19 protein-coding genes are annotated in these 15,991 nt (G+C 30.0%); 7 read left to right on the top strand and 12 right to left on the bottom strand.

Annotated features, from left to right (window positions below; genetic code table 11):
• Window positions 1-33: 33 nt before the first annotated feature.
• Together queA and rlmN are read left to right on the top strand one after the other, a co-directional pair.
• Window positions 34-1,083, top strand: coding sequence for a tRNA preQ1(34) S-adenosylmethionine ribosyltransferase-isomerase QueA (gene queA, locus DIS07_RS03265; RefSeq protein ID WP_109403779.1), 1,050 nt, complete (start codon window positions 34-36; stop codon window positions 1,081-1,083).
• Between the two features lie 90 nt (window positions 1,084-1,173).
• A complete protein-coding gene (gene rlmN, locus DIS07_RS03260; protein WP_109403778.1) occupies window positions 1,174-2,214 on the top strand; it encodes a 23S rRNA (adenine(2503)-C(2))-methyltransferase RlmN in 1,041 nt (346 codons plus the stop codon).
• Here rlmN and DIS07_RS03255 read toward each other — a convergent pair whose 3' ends face one another.
• Window positions 2,215-2,733 (bottom strand): hypothetical protein, encoded by a 519-nt coding sequence (locus DIS07_RS03255; RefSeq protein WP_146190701.1) that lies wholly within the window; start codon window positions 2,731-2,733, stop codon window positions 2,215-2,217.
• A 61-nt stretch (window positions 2,734-2,794) separates the two neighbouring features.
• Here DIS07_RS03255 and DIS07_RS03250 point away from each other — a divergent pair, with 61 nt between their 5' ends.
• On the top strand, window positions 2,795-3,772 hold the full coding sequence (locus tag DIS07_RS03250; RefSeq protein WP_109403857.1) for a polyprenyl synthetase family protein: 978 nt from the start codon (window positions 2,795-2,797) through the stop codon (window positions 3,770-3,772).
• Here DIS07_RS03250 and DIS07_RS03245 read toward each other — a convergent pair.
• The 5 genes from DIS07_RS03245 to DIS07_RS03225 all read right to left on the bottom strand — a co-directional run bounded on the left by DIS07_RS03245 (window position 3,769) and on the right by DIS07_RS03225 (window position 7,445).
• Entirely contained in the window at window positions 3,769-4,200 is a 432-nt protein-coding gene (locus tag DIS07_RS03245) for a DUF3995 domain-containing protein (RefSeq protein WP_109403776.1), read from the bottom strand. The two genes, DIS07_RS03250 and DIS07_RS03245, sit on opposite strands and share 4 nt — an antisense overlap.
• Window positions 4,200-4,778, bottom strand: a complete 579-nt coding sequence (locus DIS07_RS03240; RefSeq protein ID WP_109403775.1) for an NAD(P)H-dependent oxidoreductase — start codon at window positions 4,776-4,778, stop codon at window positions 4,200-4,202. Before DIS07_RS03240 ends, DIS07_RS03245 begins: the two co-directional genes overlap by 1 nt.
• Complete coding sequence (locus DIS07_RS03235) at window positions 4,775-5,311, bottom strand: hypothetical protein (RefSeq protein WP_109403774.1); 537 nt, start codon at window positions 5,309-5,311, stop codon at window positions 4,775-4,777. Before DIS07_RS03235 ends, DIS07_RS03240 begins: the two co-directional genes overlap by 4 nt.
• A gap of 63 nt (window positions 5,312-5,374) precedes the next feature.
• Window positions 5,375-5,935, bottom strand: coding sequence for a Crp/Fnr family transcriptional regulator (locus DIS07_RS03230; protein WP_109403773.1), 561 nt, complete (start codon window positions 5,933-5,935; stop codon window positions 5,375-5,377).
• 1 nt (window position 5,936) lies between these two features.
• On the bottom strand, window positions 5,937-7,445 hold the full coding sequence (locus DIS07_RS03225) for a GH3 auxin-responsive promoter family protein (protein ID WP_109403772.1): 1,509 nt from the start codon (window positions 7,443-7,445) through the stop codon (window positions 5,937-5,939).
• Between the two features lie 70 nt (window positions 7,446-7,515).
• Between DIS07_RS03225 and DIS07_RS03220 the strand changes: the two genes are divergently transcribed.
• The 4 genes from DIS07_RS03220 to DIS07_RS03205 are packed head-to-tail and all read left to right on the top strand — an operon-like array spanning window position 7,516 to window position 10,016.
• Entirely contained in the window at window positions 7,516-8,307 is a 792-nt protein-coding gene (locus DIS07_RS03220) for a DUF2797 domain-containing protein (protein ID WP_109403771.1), read from the top strand.
• A 9-nt stretch (window positions 8,308-8,316) separates the two neighbouring features.
• Window positions 8,317-8,625, top strand: a complete 309-nt coding sequence (locus DIS07_RS03215) for a hypothetical protein (RefSeq protein ID WP_109403770.1) — start codon at window positions 8,317-8,319, stop codon at window positions 8,623-8,625.
• Between the two features lie 11 nt (window positions 8,626-8,636).
• Window positions 8,637-9,590, top strand: coding sequence for a carbon-nitrogen hydrolase family protein (locus DIS07_RS03210; protein WP_109403769.1), 954 nt, complete (start codon window positions 8,637-8,639; stop codon window positions 9,588-9,590).
• A 3-nt stretch (window positions 9,591-9,593) separates the two neighbouring features.
• Entirely contained in the window at window positions 9,594-10,016 is a 423-nt protein-coding gene (locus tag DIS07_RS03205) for a secondary thiamine-phosphate synthase enzyme YjbQ (RefSeq protein ID WP_109403768.1), read from the top strand.
• On the opposite strand, the gene DIS07_RS03200 is transcribed toward DIS07_RS03205, so the two are convergent.
• From DIS07_RS03200 to DIS07_RS03175, 6 genes are all read right to left on the bottom strand, one after another.
• The gene (locus tag DIS07_RS03200) at window positions 10,013-10,822 is read right to left on the bottom strand and encodes an HAD family hydrolase (RefSeq protein ID WP_109403767.1); all 810 of its coding nucleotides are present in this window, start codon (window positions 10,820-10,822) and stop codon (window positions 10,013-10,015) included. The two genes, DIS07_RS03205 and DIS07_RS03200, sit on opposite strands and share 4 nt — an antisense overlap.
• Window positions 10,823-10,836: 14 nt before the next feature.
• A complete protein-coding gene (locus DIS07_RS03195; protein ID WP_109403766.1) occupies window positions 10,837-11,865 on the bottom strand; it encodes a LacI family DNA-binding transcriptional regulator in 1,029 nt (342 codons plus the stop codon).
• A gap of 65 nt (window positions 11,866-11,930) precedes the next feature.
• Entirely contained in the window at window positions 11,931-13,283 is a 1,353-nt protein-coding gene (locus tag DIS07_RS03190) for a mannosyltransferase (RefSeq protein ID WP_109403765.1), read from the bottom strand.
• Complete coding sequence (locus tag DIS07_RS03185; RefSeq protein ID WP_109403764.1) at window positions 13,283-14,773, bottom strand: cellulose synthase family protein; 1,491 nt, start codon at window positions 14,771-14,773, stop codon at window positions 13,283-13,285. The genes DIS07_RS03190 and DIS07_RS03185 overlap by 1 nt, the downstream gene beginning before the upstream one ends.
• Window positions 14,773-15,465, bottom strand: coding sequence for a glycosyltransferase family 2 protein (locus tag DIS07_RS03180; protein WP_181374521.1), 693 nt, complete (start codon window positions 15,463-15,465; stop codon window positions 14,773-14,775). The genes DIS07_RS03185 and DIS07_RS03180 overlap by 1 nt, the downstream gene beginning before the upstream one ends.
• Window positions 15,465-15,989, bottom strand: a complete 525-nt coding sequence (locus DIS07_RS03175) for a toxin-antitoxin system YwqK family antitoxin (RefSeq protein ID WP_235869082.1) — start codon at window positions 15,987-15,989, stop codon at window positions 15,465-15,467. The genes DIS07_RS03180 and DIS07_RS03175 overlap by 1 nt, the downstream gene beginning before the upstream one ends.
• Window positions 15,990-15,991 lie beyond the last annotated feature (2 nt).

The following is a 15,991-nucleotide window of genomic DNA, read 5'->3' as shown; positions in this document are numbered from 1 at the left end:
CGTATATTTGCTGCCTTTATAAGAAATATACGTATGAAATTATCGAATTTTGAATTTGACTTACCAGAAGAATTATTAGCACAGTACCCAGTAGAACACAGAGATGAGTCTCGTTTAATGGTATTAAATAGAAAAGAAGGCACCATAGAACACAAACTTTTTAAAGACGTTATTAATTACTTTGATGAAGGTGATATCATGATGTTGAATAATACCAAGGTTTTTCCTGCTAGAATGTATGGTAATAAAGAAAAAACGGGTGCAAGAATCGAAGTTTTTTTATTAAGAGAACTTAATGCAGAAAATAGATTATGGGATGTTTTGGTAGATCCTGCAAGAAAAATAAGAATAGGAAATAAGTTGTTTTTTGGCGAAGACGATAGCCTGGTAGCCGAGGTAATAGACAATACAACTTCTAGAGGAAGAACTTTACGTTTTTTGTTTGATGGTTCTTATGAGGAATTTAGAACAAAATTAGTAGAACTTGGTGAAACGCCATTGCCTAAAGCTATTAATAGAGCTGTAGAGCCAGAAGATGAAGAACGATACCAAACCATTTATGCAAAGCATGAAGGTGCAGTTGCAGCTCCTACAGCAGGATTACATTTTTCTAAACACTTATTAAAACGTTTAGAAATTAAAGGGGTAGATTTTGCAGAAACTACTTTGCATGTAGGTTTAGGTACATTTAGTCCTGTAGAAGTAGAAGATTTGTCTAAGCATAAAATGGATTCTGAACAAATTATTATTCCTGCAGCATCTGCAGAAAAGATAAATAAAGCCAAAGCAGAGAAAAGAAAAGTTTGTGCAGTAGGTACAACGGTAATGAGAACTATAGAATCTTCAGTTTCTTCTAATCAGCAATTAAATGCTTACGAAGGTTGGACCAACAAGTTTATTTTTCCTCCTTACGATTTTAGTATTGCCAATGCAATGATTACTAATTTTCATTTGCCAAAATCTACTTTAATGATGCAAGCCGCAGCATTTGCTGGATATGATTTTTTAATGGAAGCTTATAAAGTAGCAGTAAAAGAAAAATATAGATTCTCTTCTTATGGAGATGCTATGTTAATCATATAATTTGATACCAATATTGAAACTCTAAAACCTCGCAAGTTTATTGCGAGGTTTTGTATTTTTGCAAAAGATACTGAATCAAGTTCAGCATAAATGAAATCAAAAAAGAAAGACATAAGAGCATTAAGTAAAGCCCAATTACGCGATTTTTTTGTAAAAAATGGTGACAAGGCTTTTCGTGGAAACCAAGTTTATGAGTGGCTTTGGAACAAGTCTTTGCATACTTTTGAAGCGATGACCAACATCTCTAAAGAAACCAGAGAAATGTTGGAAGAAAATTTTGTCATCAATCATATAAAAGTAGATTCGATGCAAAAAAGTAATGATGGCACCATAAAAAACGGAATTAAATTGCACGATGGTTTGGTGGTAGAATCTGTTTTAATTCCAACAGAAAAGAGAACCACCGCTTGCGTTTCTAGTCAAGTAGGTTGTAGCTTAGATTGTAAGTTCTGTGCAACAGCTCGTTTAAAAAGAATGCGTAACTTAAACCCAGATGAAATTTATGATCAAGTTGTGGTTATCGACAAACAAAGTAGATTATATCACAATAAAAAGTTGACCAATATTGTTTTTATGGGAATGGGAGAACCTTTAATGAATTATAAAAATGTATTAAAATCTATAGAGATGATAACATCTCCAGAGGGTTTAGGGATGTCATCAAAAAGAATAACTGTTTCTACATCTGGTGTGCCTAAAATGATTAAAAAAATGGCTGATGAAGAAGTAAAATTCAATTTGGCTGTTTCTTTACATTCAGCAATAGACGAAGTTAGAACATCAATAATGCCTTTTAACACAAACTTTCCATTAAAAGATTTAAAAGAATCTTTAGAGTATTGGTACGCAAAAACAAAACGTGCAATTACTTACGAATATGTGGTTTGGGATGGAATTAACGACAGAAAAGAAGACATAAAAGCTTTAGTTGATTTTTGTAAATATGTGCCTTGTAAAGTTAATTTAATAGAATACAATCCTATAGATGATGGCGAATTTCAACAAGCAAGTAATGCTGCAATAAATAATTACATTTCTAATTTAGAAATGCACGATATTACAGTAAATGTAAGAAGAAGTAGAGGTAAAGATATTGATGCTGCTTGCGGGCAATTGGCAAATAAGTCTTAATTATTTCTGTTTTTTTAAGATTGCTTTTTGTACTGTACTAATGGGGTAACCGTAAACCGTTGGTATTTCTTTAGAGAGCCCACCTGAAGTGACTTTGTTTTTGGTTTTAGTGAATAAAATTTCAAAATTTAAAGTATCTTTTTTAAAGTGTAAACGAGAGCTTAAAAAATTACCTTGCACTTCAAAGAAACTGTATAAAATATTATCTACATACTTTGTAGGAAGTACAATTCCGTTATTTTCATCAACTTCAAAAATTCCTTTTTCTTTGTTTTTTTCAATTAAAGTATAATTTCTAGGAGAACCATTATAAACTAAAACATACTTAAATTTATGGACTGAATCGGTTTTCTGTAAATGAAATTCCATAGGTATGGTTTGTTTTCCTTTAGTTGACATAATTATTAAATCTCCTTTGTAAATCCCCAGAGCATTATCTGGAAATTGGTCTTTTTTTTCTTGACAAGAAATAACAGAAACTGAAAACAATAAGAGTATAGAAAGTATTGATTTTAACATAATTCAAAAGTTGATTTCAAATATAATCAATCCAAAATTATTAGTTATTTTTGATGTGCAAATGAAGCCTGTAGAACTCATAAAACTTCCTATTAAAACAGAGATGGAACTCTTTGAAAAGAAATTCAAAGATGCTATGTTGTCTAAAGTTCCATTATTGAATAGAATTACCTATTATATTGTTCGAAGAAAAGGGAAACAAATGCGACCAATGTTTGTTTTTTTAGTCGCAAAAATGGTTTCGAACGGCGGTTTTGATGAGAGAACGTATAGAGGGGCTTCTGTAGTAGAATTGATTCATACAGCAACTTTAGTGCACGATGATGTAGTTGATGACTCTAACAGGCGTAGAGGTTTTTTCTCTGTAAATGCACTTTGGAAAAATAAAATTGCTGTTTTAGTAGGTGATTTTTTGTTGTCTAAAGGTTTATTGTTATCTATAGATAATGAAGATTTTGACTTATTAAAATTGATTTCTATAGCTGTTCGTGAAATGAGTGAAGGCGAATTATTGCAGATTGAAAAGGCACGTAAGTTAGATATAACTGAAGATGTCTATTTTGATATAATTCGTCAAAAGACAGCAACTTTAATAGCAGCTTGCTGTGGTATTGGAGCTGCTTCTGTAGGTGCAAACCAAGATACTGTTCAGCAAATGCGAAAATTTGGAGAATATATTGGTATTGCTTTTCAAATTAAAGATGATTTGTTTGATTATACTGATGAAAAAATCGGGAAACCTACCGGAATCGACATTAAGGAACAAAAAATGACTTTACCATTAATTCATACGCTGAATACGTGTTCTAAAAAAGATAAAACTTGGTTAATCAATTCTATCAAAAAATACAATAAAGACAAGAAACGCGTTAAAGAAGTTATTGCTTTTGTAAAAGAAAATGGCGGAATAGAATACACCATTTCTAAAATGAACGACTACAAAAATAAAGCATTGGCTATTTTAGAAAACTACCCAAAATCAGAATACAAAGACTCTTTGTTAACTATGATAGATTACGTTGTAGAACGGAAGGTTTAGTTTAAATACAAAATCGCAAAACCTAAAACACTTAAAAATAGACATAGTGGCGAAAATAGTTTTTTATCCCACTTTGCAAATAATGTAGTTTTTATACTTCTAAAAAAGCCTACATATTTAAAGTCTCCAATAGCTCTTAATAAAAATATTGATGGTAAAATCCACAAAAAATAGCTTGTCCAACTCGGAAGTTCAACTACAAAATAATCACTTTTAAATAGGTAAAAAAAAGCAAAAGCTATTAAAAAAACACCTACTAAAAAGGTTATAAAAGCACCGGGTCTAAAATCGATATTTTCATTCTCTTTTTTAGTCGGAATTGCATTTTTTATTGCCCATTCTCCACCAAAAGCCCAATAAAAATGAATAACTCCTAATGTTAAAAAAGTTAAAAATAAAACGGTTGATAAAATATTTAATAGCATCATTATAAATTTAGTTTTCCTAACTTTTCAACTTTTAATAGCCAATTTTTTCTGTAAGAATCTTTAGATAAACGTAAAGAACCAATAGTTGTAAACTTTACCTTCTTTATCCCTATAAAATTTAAGGTTAATCTTTTTATGGCAGAATGACTAGGCTGCTTATTTATCCATTTGTAATACCAATTTGGTTGGTCTAAAGTAGAAATTATTCTTGCTGATTTACCAGTTAAATATTTATCCCACCAAACAGAGTTCTCTCTTTTTTGAAATGCAAAACCAGGTAAGAAAACACGGTCTATAAACCCTTTTAAGATTGCAGGATAAGAACCCCACCAAACAGGATAAATCCACACAATATGATTTGCCCATTTGATTTTTTCTTGAGCTTCTAATAAATCGGCTTCTAACACTGTTCTTTTTTTATAGCCAAATTCTAAATTTGGATTGAATTGAAGTTCTCCAACGTTTATTTCTTTGAGTTCTGCATTAGATTGTAATACCCCTTTTTTGTATACATTATGAATTGCATAACAATAGCTTTCTGGATCTGGGTGTCCGTTTATAATTAAGATTTTTTTCATAGAAAATAAAAAACACTTACAATGAATAATAGAAAAGGAAATAAGACGAAAATTTCACTAATGAAACACCAAAACAAAAATGTTATCCAATTAAGCTTTTGTTGTTTATCTTTTTTAATCATTTTTTTTAATTCGGAAAGAGACAACTTTAGTAATGTTTTTTTATCGATTTTTAAATCGATAATACCCTTAGTGTTTATTCCAGCTTTATATCCTCTAAATACTTCTTTTGGATAAAATACTAAAGAAAAACCCATTGCCCATAGACTAAAAAATCCAATAGGGAAACGTTTCCACAACCCAGTAGCAATTTCCCAACCAGCAATAAAAGCTTCACCTTTCCAAGTGGTATCGCAATTGTATAAAATATGTTGTATATCGTGAATATGAATGACGTCTTTACGAAATTGAGAATTTGGTAACTTTAAAGTAAAGAGTTTAAATTTTAATTCAAAAAAATCTTTGCTTTCTCCACCATCATTAGGAAAATTATTCTCTTTATAAAAAAATTGTAACGATTCTGAAACTGTCATCTTTTGTAATTTCTACAAAGATATTTTACCAAAAAAGAATTCTTCTTGACAATTGTCAAGAAATTATTTTCCTCGAACTCTGCTAAAAGTTTCAGCTGTCATTCCTAAAAAAGAAGCAATATGTTTAGAAGCAACTCTCTGAAAAAGATGAGGTTTTTTTTCTAATAAAGTTTCGTAACGCTCTTGTGCTGTTTTTAAAAGTAAATCATCGATTCTTTCAACCAAATCTATGTACAGTTGTTGTAGAAATAATCGACCAAAGTGTTCGTATTTTGGATGAGATTCAAATAAATTATCTAAATCGGAATGTGCTATTCTAAGAACTTCCAAATCTTCTAAAGCTTCAAGATTGTATTTGCTTTTTTTGCGTTGAATAAAACTATCAATACACGTAACGGTTTCTTGTTCGGCAGCAAAATAACAGGTAATATCTTTATCTTCTTTGTAGTAAAAAACACGCGCAACACCAGAAGTAATAATGTACATATAATCACATACCTTTCCTGATTCGTGCAAAATAGAATTTTTTGAAAATTTTTGCAAAATCATTATTTTTTGAAAAGCTTCTGCTAGCTCAGGATTTTCTAATAGTAATGTTGCATTTTGTTCAAAAAAAGTATTCATTCTATAGCTTTAAAAGTTCCTCAACAAAATCCCTTTTATTAGACAATCTTGGTACTTTATGTTGTCCGCCTAATTTGCCTTTTTTCTTTAACCATTCATAAAAAAGACCTTCTTTAGCAATGTGAATTTTAGGGAGTGCTAATGTCATATTATTATAACGTTTCGCTTCATAATCTGAGTTGATGGCTTTTAAAGAATTATCTAAAATTTCTGTAAAATAATTAATACTTTCAGGTACTTTGGCAAACTCAATAATCCATTCGTGTCCGCCATTATTTTTGCCTTCCATAAAAATTGGACCAACTGTATATTCTTTAATGATAGAATCCGTTTTTTCGCAAGTAAGATTTAATGCATCTTCTACATTTTCGATATTTAATTCTTCACCAAAAACATTAATATAATGTCTTGTTCTTCCTGTAATTTTAATACGATAAGGATCTAAAGATGTAAAACGAATAGTATCACCAATCATATAGCGCCATAAACCACCGTTAGTAGTAATAATCAAAGCGTAATCTATTCCTTTTTTAACTTTTGATAAAGGAATAGCGTTCGAATTTTCACCTCTATATTCAGACATTGGAATGAATTCATAGAAAATTCCGTAGTCTAACATTAGCAATAATTCTTTAGAGCCATTCATGTCTTGTATTGCGAAAAAACCTTCGGAGGCATTATAGGTTTCATAGTATTGAAAATCGGCTTTCGGAATTATTTTTTTGTATTGTTCTCTATAAGGATTAAAGTTTACACCACCGTGAAAATAAACTTCTAAATTAGGCCAAACTTCTAAAATGTTATTTTTTCCAGTACGTTCTAAAACACGATGTAATAAAACCAACATCCAACTAGGAACACCCACTAAACTCGTAATGTCTTCGTTAATAGTTTCATCAATAATAGCTTCCATTTTGGTTTCCCATTCGCTCATTAAGGCTACTTCTTGACTAGGAGCAGAACTAAAATCTGCCCAAAAAGGTAAGTTTTCTGTAATAATTGCAGATAAATCACCGAAATAAGAATTGTTGTCTTTATATACTTCAGAACTTCCACCTAACTTTAAACCTTTACCTGTGAAAAGCTGAGTTTCTGGGTTGTTGTTGATGTATAAACACAACATATCTTTACCTGCTTTCATATGGCAATATTCTAAAGCTTCATCAGAAACAGGAATAAATTTACTCTTAGCATTAGTTGTTCCGCTACTTTTTGCAAACCATTTTATAGGTGTTGGCCAAAAGATATTTTGTTCTCCTTTTCTGCATCGTTCAATTAAAGGTTCGAAAGATTCATATTTTTGAATCGATACTTTATCTGTAAAATCTTTGTAGGTTTTTATGGAAGAAAAATCATTTTCCTTTCCATATTCTGTGTTCCTTGCTGTACGCAGTAATCTAAAAAGTAATTCTTCTTGAACATCATTAGGGTATTTTAAAAACAGCTCCATTTGATGCTTACGTTTCTTTAAAAACCAAGAAATTATAGAATTGATAATCTGAAACGCCATAGAAAATTCGTAAGTTTGTTTAGTTCGATATTACACTCAAAATCGAATTTTAAAAATAGTAAAATTTTATATGATTTATCAAGGAGTTTTAAAAAAAATGATGACTGAAAATGGAGATACAATTCAGTATTATTTAGATATGGGAGTTGATTTTTTGAATATGAATCAGTTACTGAATAAAGAATTTACCATTTCTTTTGTAAAGTATGAATGTTTAAATTGTCATTTAGACAAACAAATTTATAGACAAGGCTTTTGTAAATCTTGTTTTTATGAAACTCCCAATGCAGGAGATTGGATAATGCGACCAGAACTAAGTAAAGCGCATTTAGATATTGAAGACAGAGATTTAGCTTACGAAAAACAAGTGCAATTGCAACCCCATATTGTGTATTTGGCAAACTCAAGCAATGTAAAAGTTGGAGTAACTAGAAAACAGCAAGTTCCAACACGTTGGATAGATCAAGGAGCACATGAAGCCATTGAAATTGTTGAAGTACCCAATCGTTATTTGGCAGGAATTACGGAAGTTGCTTTAAAAGAACACGTTGCTGATAAAACCAATTGGAGAAAAATGTTGAAGAATGACGTTGAAGATGAAAATTTAGTGGAATGGAGAGATAAATTAAAACAATACATACCTGCTGAAGCGTTAGAATATTACATAGAAAATAATGCTGAAACCAATTTAAACTTTCCTGTTGCAAAATATCCAGAAAAACCAAAAAGTTTAAATTTGATAAAAACACCAACGTATCAAGGGAAGTTAGTAGGTGTAAAAGGGCAGTATTTAATTTTTGATGATGAAACTGTTTTTAACGTAAGAGCTAATGAAGGTTTGGTTGTGAGTATTGAGGTTTAAATTAATCGAATGAAAGAAGTTTTAAAAACTGTTTTTTTTATTGGATGGTTTTTGATGATTGTCATAAATTCATTTATTTTTTTTCAAAACATTTGGATTTATTATTCTCAAAATAAGAAAAAATTTAAATGGTTTCCATTTTTAAGTCCTTTTTCATTTAATTCATATGAATTAATGATTAGTTCTTTATTGACTTATAATTGGAAGATAGAAAATAAAAATATCAGAAATAAGAGAAAAGTCAATAAACTATCTAAAATATTGGGCTATTTATTTTTGATGATAATATTTACAGGAATAATATTTCTTTTACTTTAGATAAACTAATTATGAAAAACAACCTATTAAAAGTAGCACTGGCACAAATTTCTCCAGTTTGGTTAAACAAAGAAAAAACAATTGAAAAGATTGAAAAATCGATTATTGAAGCTGCAAAAGAAAATTGTGAATTGATTGTTTTTGGTGAAGCTTTACTTCCTGGTTATCCTTTTTGGTTAGCGTTAACAGGTGGGGCAGAATGGAATACAAAAACCAATAAAGAAATTCATGCACATTATGTCCGTAATTCAATTACCATAGAGAAGGGCGAATTAGATTCCATCTGTAAATTGGCAAAAGAACACAAAATAGCCATTTATTTGGGTATTATGGAACGTGCACAAAATAGGGGAGGACATAGTATTTATGCTTCTTTGGTTTATATAAATGAAGTAGGAGAAATTAAATCTGTCCATAGAAAATTACAACCTACTTACGATGAGCGTCTAACTTGGGCTCCAGGAGATGGAAATGGTTTGCAAGTACATCCGCTAAAAGAGTTTACAGTTGGCGGATTAAACTGTTGGGAAAACTGGATGCCTTTACCAAGAACTGCTTTGTATGGTTTAGGAGAGAATTTACATATTGCTGTTTGGCCTGGGAGCGATCATAACACCAAAGATATTACACGTTTTATAGCCAGAGAATCTCGTTCTTATGTGATTTCAGTTTCTAGTTTAATGGCAAAATCAGATTTCCCAAAAGACGTGCCTCATTACAATAAAATAGTCAAAGATGCTCCAGAAACTCTAGCAAACGGAGGTTCTTGTATTGCAGGTCCTGATGGAGAATGGATTGTAGAACCTGTTTTACACAAAGAAGGTTTAATCATTGAAACTTTAAACTTTAATAGAGTTTTAGAAGAGCGTCAAAATTTTGATGCTGTTGGGCATTATTCTAGACCAGATGTTACCAAATTGCATGTAAATAGAGAAAGACAAAGTACTGTTTCTTTTGATGATTAAATTATGATTTTCGAACAAAAAGAAATACAATTACCACCTTATAAGAGAGGATTTCATTTGATTACTGAAACAATTCTTCGAGAATTTCCTGCAGTAAAATCGATTGAAAAAGGGTTTTTAAAAGTGTTTATCAAACACACATCAGCAAGTTTAACCATTAACGAAAATGCAGATCCAACTGTAAGAGTTGATTTTGAAAGTCATTTTAATAAAATGGTAGCCGAAAACGAACCCTATTATATTCATACTTATGAAGGTTCAGATGATATGCCTGCACACATTAAATCATCATTGTTGGGAAGTTCTGTTGAAATTCCAATAACCAATGGAAGATTAAACCTTGGGACTTGGCAAGGGATATACTTGTGTGAACATAGAGATTATGGAGGTTCTCGAAAATTAGTGCTTTCTGCTTTTGGAGTTTAATTTCGGCTTTCAATCAACTTTTTTAAAACCTTTTCTACTCCAAAATTGTCATTACTTTCTGTAGTGTAATTAGCAATTTCTTTGATGTCTTTGTGCGCATTTTTCATGGCAAAACTAAAATCAGCTTCTAGCATCATTTCGATGTCGTTATGATAATCACCAAAAACCATAGTCTCTTCTTTTGTGATGTTTAAAACCTTTTGAACAGCTCTTAGTGCATTTCCTTTATTGGCTTTTTCATCAGAAATATCTAACCAGTTTTTTCCAGAAATTTTAATGAGTAACTCGTCTTCAAATCTTTTTACAGAAGGATAAATATTTGTTTCTGAAGAATCTGAGTGGTAAATTGCAATTTTTAAAAAATCTTCTTTATTTGAAATTGCGGTTAGGTCGTCTACAATTGTATAGGCTTGATAATATTCTTGAAAAAGATTAATGAAATGAGCGTTTTTGGACTCTATAAAAGCTGCGTTTTTACCACATAGAACAATATGAGCATTTTTAATTTTTCTTAATACAGGAATCATCATTTTAATCTTGTCGTTAGAAAGTGTGTTTAGAACAAATAGGTCATTCCCTTTTTTTGCCAACCCACCGTTTTCGGCAATTACAAAAATATTATCCTTAATGGGTGTCAGTTTCTCAATAATGCTATTGTATTGTCTTCCGCTTGCGGCACAAAAGTGTATATTTTGCTGATGCAGTTTGCTAAATAATTCGAAGAATATGTGGCTAACTTCTCCTTTAGAGTTGAGTAGTGTTCCGTCCATGTCAGAAACTACTAGCTTTACATTAGATAAATTCAAAAGAGGTGCTTGATTTATAAGATTTTTTTAGTAGAATTTCTTTCGACTAAATCTGTTTTTACAACTATGGTTTCAGTTTCTTTCTTTGTATCTGATTTATCTTCTAACCGATCTATAAGTCTTGTGGCTGCAGTTGCTCCCATAATTTCTCCATGTTGGCTTACTGTGGTCATTCTTGGACTTGAATGTCTAGCTAAAATTCCGTTAGAAAAAGAGATTACAGAAAAATTTTCAGGGACTTTATGACCTAGTTTTTGAGCGACTTTCATGGCTGCAATGGCAGAAGATTCATCAGTAGCTAAAACACTATCTATAGCATTGTTTTTTAAAATAGGTTCTAAGATTTTCTCGTAATTTTTATAATCATCATCTATGTTGATAATTAAGTTTTTATCTACTTCTAAATTATGATCCTCTAAACCTTTTAAATATCCTAATTGTCTTCTTCTTCCAATTTCTAAATTACCTATTGTAGAAACAAAGGCAATGTTTTTATGTCCTAGTTTTACCAAGTGGGCAACTGTACTTCTGGCACTATCAAAATTATCGGTAACAACTTTATCACACTCTAAACTATCGGCAACTCTATCAAACATTACAATGGGTGTTCCATTATCAATTACATCTCTAAAGTGGTTATAATTATTTTTAGAAACAGTTTCTTCTGCTATTGAAAGGATAAAACCATCAATACTTCCGTTAGAAAGCATTTCTATAGTTTCTACTTCTTTATCGAAAGATTCGTTAGAAATACAAGAAATGATTTTATAACCTCTATCGTTAGCTACTTTTTCTATACCATTAAAAACTTGTGCAAAAAAGTAATTTAACATATTCGGAATAATAATCCCGATGGTTTTTGTTTGTCTATTTTTTAGACTTAAAGCATTAAAATTGGGTTTATAATTGTGCTCTTTGGCATATTTTTGAATTTTTTCTTTGGTACTTACACTAATTTCATAACTATCATTTAAGGCTTTAGAAACCGTAGAAATAGAAACTTTAAATTCTTGAGCAATGTCTTTAATTGTAAGTCTTTTCATCCTTTTTTTTAAATTAACCTCTAAAATACAAAAATCATTCAAAATAATGTTTAAAATTGAAGATTTTACAATTTAATAACCCTTTTGTTTTTTATAATTTCAAAAATTAGTATTGCATAAAGTATAACATATTCTAAACCAACATACCATAAATTTTCTTTCCAAGGTAAATTTGCATAAGCTTGATAGCTAAAAATGATAACAATAGTCCAAATTATTGGAAATCTATATTTTGTAAAAATTGATAAAATTAAAGGTGTTGCTAAATACCAAGGATGTACAGTTGTTGCTGTAAAATAGTAGAAACACAATCCAAATAAAAGTGCAGTAATTAACTGAACCATGCTTTTGTTTTTTCTAAAGAAAGTGATAGACCCTAAAAACAAAATGGTTAAAAAAGGAGTGATTTTTCCAATAATAGCAATTTCATTCCAACCTCTAAATAAGTAACCAATTTCTCTGAAAATGTAGTAAAAACTGGCATTAAATTCAAAATTTCGAAACCATAAACCTACTGAATTCGAATAGTTTGCAATGAGTTCTGAGGAGTAAAAAGGTAGAAACAACAAGATTGTACATGTTATAATAATGGCATAAAAACCTGTCAATTTTTTAAAACCAAAAAACCAATTTTGTTCTTTTTTAACAAACCATTGATAAAATATTGGTAAAAACAATAATGGAATCAATTTTACAGAAACAGAACAAGCAATTAGAATTGCAGCCCAAATCCATTTTTGTTGATGAAGTTTATAGAAACTCCAAACTAAGAAAAACAACATCACAGGTTCAAAATGTAAATTCCCTGTCATTTCTATAATGATAAAAGGATTTAGGGTATACCAAAAAATATTTTTTACAGGTAAATTTAAACGTTTTAGTAATTTTGATCCAAAATAAAGTATTCCAATATCTGCTAAAATAATAATGATTCTTAAAGCAATTACAGAACCAAAAAGACTTTTACTAGCAAATAAAGCAGCAATAAAAAAACAGAGTTGATTTAGTGGTGGGTAATTGGTGTAATGACTCCCGTTCATTTCTCCCATACCGTCATACAATTGATACGCTTCAAAAACAGGTTGAATTCCTTTTTGAATATAGTTTTCTGGTAAAGATAAATAAGGATTTAATCCTTCAAAAATCATACGTCCATCCCAAATAAAACGATAAAAATCTTGTGATAAATTGGGGATTGCAAATAGAAAAACGAATCTAAAAAGTATGGTTAATCCAATTAAAGTAGACGTGTTTATAGTTTTACTTTTCATCAATAGATAAAAACAGCCAAACAAAGAAAACCATAAAAAAAGTAATTTGTTAAATTCGGTTCTCTCTAAAAAATAAGCAAAAATAAAATAGAATAAGGTGCTTGTAAAAATTAGTAAAACATCTTTATATTTTGAAAAAAAAGACATTAAGCTTTAGAAAAAATGGATTTAAAAAACACGTAACTAAACCCAATGAAAAGCATTAAATGAAATGGGAACAATCCATAATCACCACCTTGATTACCAACTATAGAGGCGCTGTACATTCCAAAAGCAAAATAAATCGCTAAAAGACCTTCTAGTACTACATGAATAGAAGGTTTCTTTTTAATGTACTTGTTGTTTTTCCATCCGTCAGAAAGTGATTTGATATTAAATTTAGGTGTTCTTACAAATTCACTTTTTTTACCAAAATGCCCTTCTAAAACTGCAATGGTGTTGTGTAAAGAAAAACCCATAGCAATTGAGAAAAAGGTGAAAAATGAACCAATATATTTAATAAATTTTACAAACCCACCACCATAAATATTTTTAAACATATGCCAATAACAGATAAAAAAGATAAGAGAACTTATCACAAAGAAACTCATCACATAAAAATAATTTTTCAAATGTGCGTATTCATTTTTGATGTATAACATAGGTATACTTAACACAGCAACTAAAAAAATACAAGTAAACATAGAGCTGTTTAGCAAGTGTAATAAACTGTGAATTTTGGTTTTAAATGAAACATTTTTACTACGTATAACACGTTTCATCATTTTTTGGAAATTCTCTGCACCACCTTTATTCCATCGAAATTGTTGCGACCTTGCTGCACTAATTACTACAGGCAGTTCTGCTGGAGTTTCAACATCTACCAAGTATTTAAATTTCCAGTTTTTAAGTTGTGCTCTGTAACTTAAATCTAAATCTTCTGTAAGTGTATCACCTTCCCAATTACCCGCGTCGTAAATACATTCTTTACGCCAAATACCAGCAGTTCCATTAAAATTGATGAAATGTCCCTTGCTATTTCTACCAACTTGCTCCAAAGTAAAATGAGCGTCCAAAGCAAAAGCCTGAATTTTTGTAAGTGTAGAATAATTTCTGTTGATGTGCCCCCAGCGTGTTTGAACTACTCCAATGTTATCATCTTTAAAATAAGGAACAGTTTTGTACAACCAATCTTTTTGTGGTAAAAAATCGGCATCAAAAATGGCAATAAATTCACCTTTAGCAATTTTTAAACCTTCTTTTAAAGCACCCGCTTTAAAGCCTTGCCTGTTGGTTCTTCTAATGTGCTGAATATCGATGCCTTTTTCTTGAATTTTTTTGATGTGTTTTGCAGTGGTTTCTACAGATTCGTCAGTAGAATCATCTAAAACTTGAATTTCTAATTTTTCTGTTGGATATTCTAATTTAGCAATGTTTTTTAACAAACGTTTCATCACATACAATTCATTATAAACAGGAAGTTGTATGGTAACAAACGGAATTTCATCTGGATTAGAAAAATCGAATTTTTCTGAAGTATCTTCTTTTTTTCTTGCCTTTAGATAATTAAATAATAAATTCAATTGCGCCAAAGCATACATAAAAATAAGCAATAACGAAATCGAATAAATAACAATGATGATGTATTCTAAAACCACTATTTAAAACTATATTTAAAAATCCAACCTAATATTTTTACTCCTGCAAATATAGTTCCTTTTACGGTACCAGAAACTTTTGATACACCAATTCTATTTCTATACTTCATGGGTATTTCTGTATAGGTTAGTTTTTGTTTTAAAGCCTTTAATTGCATTTCTACAGTCCAGCCATAAGTTTTGTCTTCCATCTCTAAAGCCAAAAGTTTATTATACTTAATGGCTCTAAAAGGGCCTAAGTCTGTAAATTTTGCTCCAAAAAATAATTTCATTAAAAAAGTAGCTAACCAATTTCCGAAAACTTGTTGAGGTGTCATAGCACCAGCTTCTCTTAATTTTTTTACACGAGCACCAATTACTAAATCAATGTTATTTTGCAGAATAGGTTGAATTAATTCTGTAAGTTGTTCTGGATAATCAGAATAATCTCCATCTAGAAAAACGATAATATCTGGTTGTTTTTTTTGTCTAGAAACATAATCCATCCCTTTTAAACAAGCATAACCATATCCTTTTCTGTTTTCAGTTAGTACAGTAGCTCCAGCATTTTTTGCATTTGCTTCCGTATTGTCAGTAGAATTATTACTTATTACAATAACTTCATCAACATTTTGAGGAATATCATTAATAACGTATCCTATAGAATCTTGCTCGTTATAAGCAGGTATAATTACTTTTATAATTGGATTCATTATCTTAAATCATTTAGATTGTTTTCATCTTTAAAGGATGAAAAATCTGTCCATTCTTTAATCTTTTTTCCATGCTTAAATTTAGAAGCTTTTATCAATTTGCTATTATTGTAGATTAAACAATACCCGTTTTTTTTATTGTTTTTTAATTGACATTTATGATTAACAACTCCCTTGTTATCATAAAACAACCACCAATTACTTTTTCTTCCTTCTTTAAAATGACCTTCTTTTTCTATACCTGAATTTCTGCGGTAAAAATACCAATATTTGATTTCTAAATTGTTTTTAAAATGCCCTTCTTTTTTGATATTACCGTTTTGATAATAGAATTTCCAATACTCAGTTTTATTTTCATTTAAAAGCCAACCTTCTTCTTTTATTTGTCCGTTTTTATAAAATTCTTTATAATATTTTTTTTGAGAATAAATATTAAAGTTAAAGAATATTATAAAGAATAGACCAAAAATAAAACGGAAAATTAAAAAGTGGTAAGCTTTTGAACTAAAGACCAATATTGCCAATT

It is taken from the genome of Polaribacter aquimarinus, from assembly GCF_003129485.1.
Taxonomy (GTDB): Bacteria; Bacteroidota; Bacteroidia; order Flavobacteriales; family Flavobacteriaceae; genus Polaribacter; species Polaribacter aquimarinus.
Note: the sequence above shows the minus strand (reverse complement) of the source record. Positions and strands in the feature narration are given on the sequence as shown.

Excerpts from the sequence above, each read along its gene's own strand:
- queA (WP_109403779.1), top strand. The coding sequence starts at position 34 with ATGAAATTATCGAATTTTGAATTTGACTTACCAGAAGAATTATTAGCA.
- rlmN (WP_109403778.1), top strand. The coding sequence starts at position 1,174 with ATGAAATCAAAAAAGAAAGACATAAGAGCATTAAGTAAAGCCCAATTA.
- DIS07_RS03255 (WP_146190701.1), bottom strand. The coding sequence starts at position 2,733 with ATGTTAAAATCAATACTTTCTATACTCTTATTGTTTTCAGTTTCTGTT.
- DIS07_RS03250 (WP_109403857.1), top strand. The coding sequence starts at position 2,795 with ATGAAGCCTGTAGAACTCATAAAACTTCCTATTAAAACAGAGATGGAA.
- DIS07_RS03245 (WP_109403776.1), bottom strand. The coding sequence starts at position 4,200 with ATGATGCTATTAAATATTTTATCAACCGTTTTATTTTTAACTTTTTTA.
- DIS07_RS03240 (WP_109403775.1), bottom strand. The coding sequence starts at position 4,778 with ATGAAAAAAATCTTAATTATAAACGGACACCCAGATCCAGAAAGCTAT.
- DIS07_RS03235 (WP_109403774.1), bottom strand. The coding sequence starts at position 5,311 with ATGACAGTTTCAGAATCGTTACAATTTTTTTATAAAGAGAATAATTTT.
- DIS07_RS03230 (WP_109403773.1), bottom strand. The coding sequence starts at position 5,935 with ATGAATACTTTTTTTGAACAAAATGCAACATTACTATTAGAAAATCCT.
- DIS07_RS03225 (WP_109403772.1), bottom strand. The coding sequence starts at position 7,445 with ATGGCGTTTCAGATTATCAATTCTATAATTTCTTGGTTTTTAAAGAAA.
- DIS07_RS03220 (WP_109403771.1), top strand. The coding sequence starts at position 7,516 with ATGATTTATCAAGGAGTTTTAAAAAAAATGATGACTGAAAATGGAGAT.
- DIS07_RS03215 (WP_109403770.1), top strand. The coding sequence starts at position 8,317 with ATGAAAGAAGTTTTAAAAACTGTTTTTTTTATTGGATGGTTTTTGATG.
- DIS07_RS03210 (WP_109403769.1), top strand. The coding sequence starts at position 8,637 with ATGAAAAACAACCTATTAAAAGTAGCACTGGCACAAATTTCTCCAGTT.
- DIS07_RS03205 (WP_109403768.1), top strand. The coding sequence starts at position 9,594 with ATGATTTTCGAACAAAAAGAAATACAATTACCACCTTATAAGAGAGGA.
- DIS07_RS03195 (WP_109403766.1), bottom strand. The coding sequence starts at position 11,865 with ATGAAAAGACTTACAATTAAAGACATTGCTCAAGAATTTAAAGTTTCT.
- DIS07_RS03190 (WP_109403765.1), bottom strand. The coding sequence starts at position 13,283 with ATGTCTTTTTTTTCAAAATATAAAGATGTTTTACTAATTTTTACAAGC.
- DIS07_RS03180 (WP_181374521.1), bottom strand. The coding sequence starts at position 15,465 with ATGAATCCAATTATAAAAGTAATTATACCTGCTTATAACGAGCAAGAT.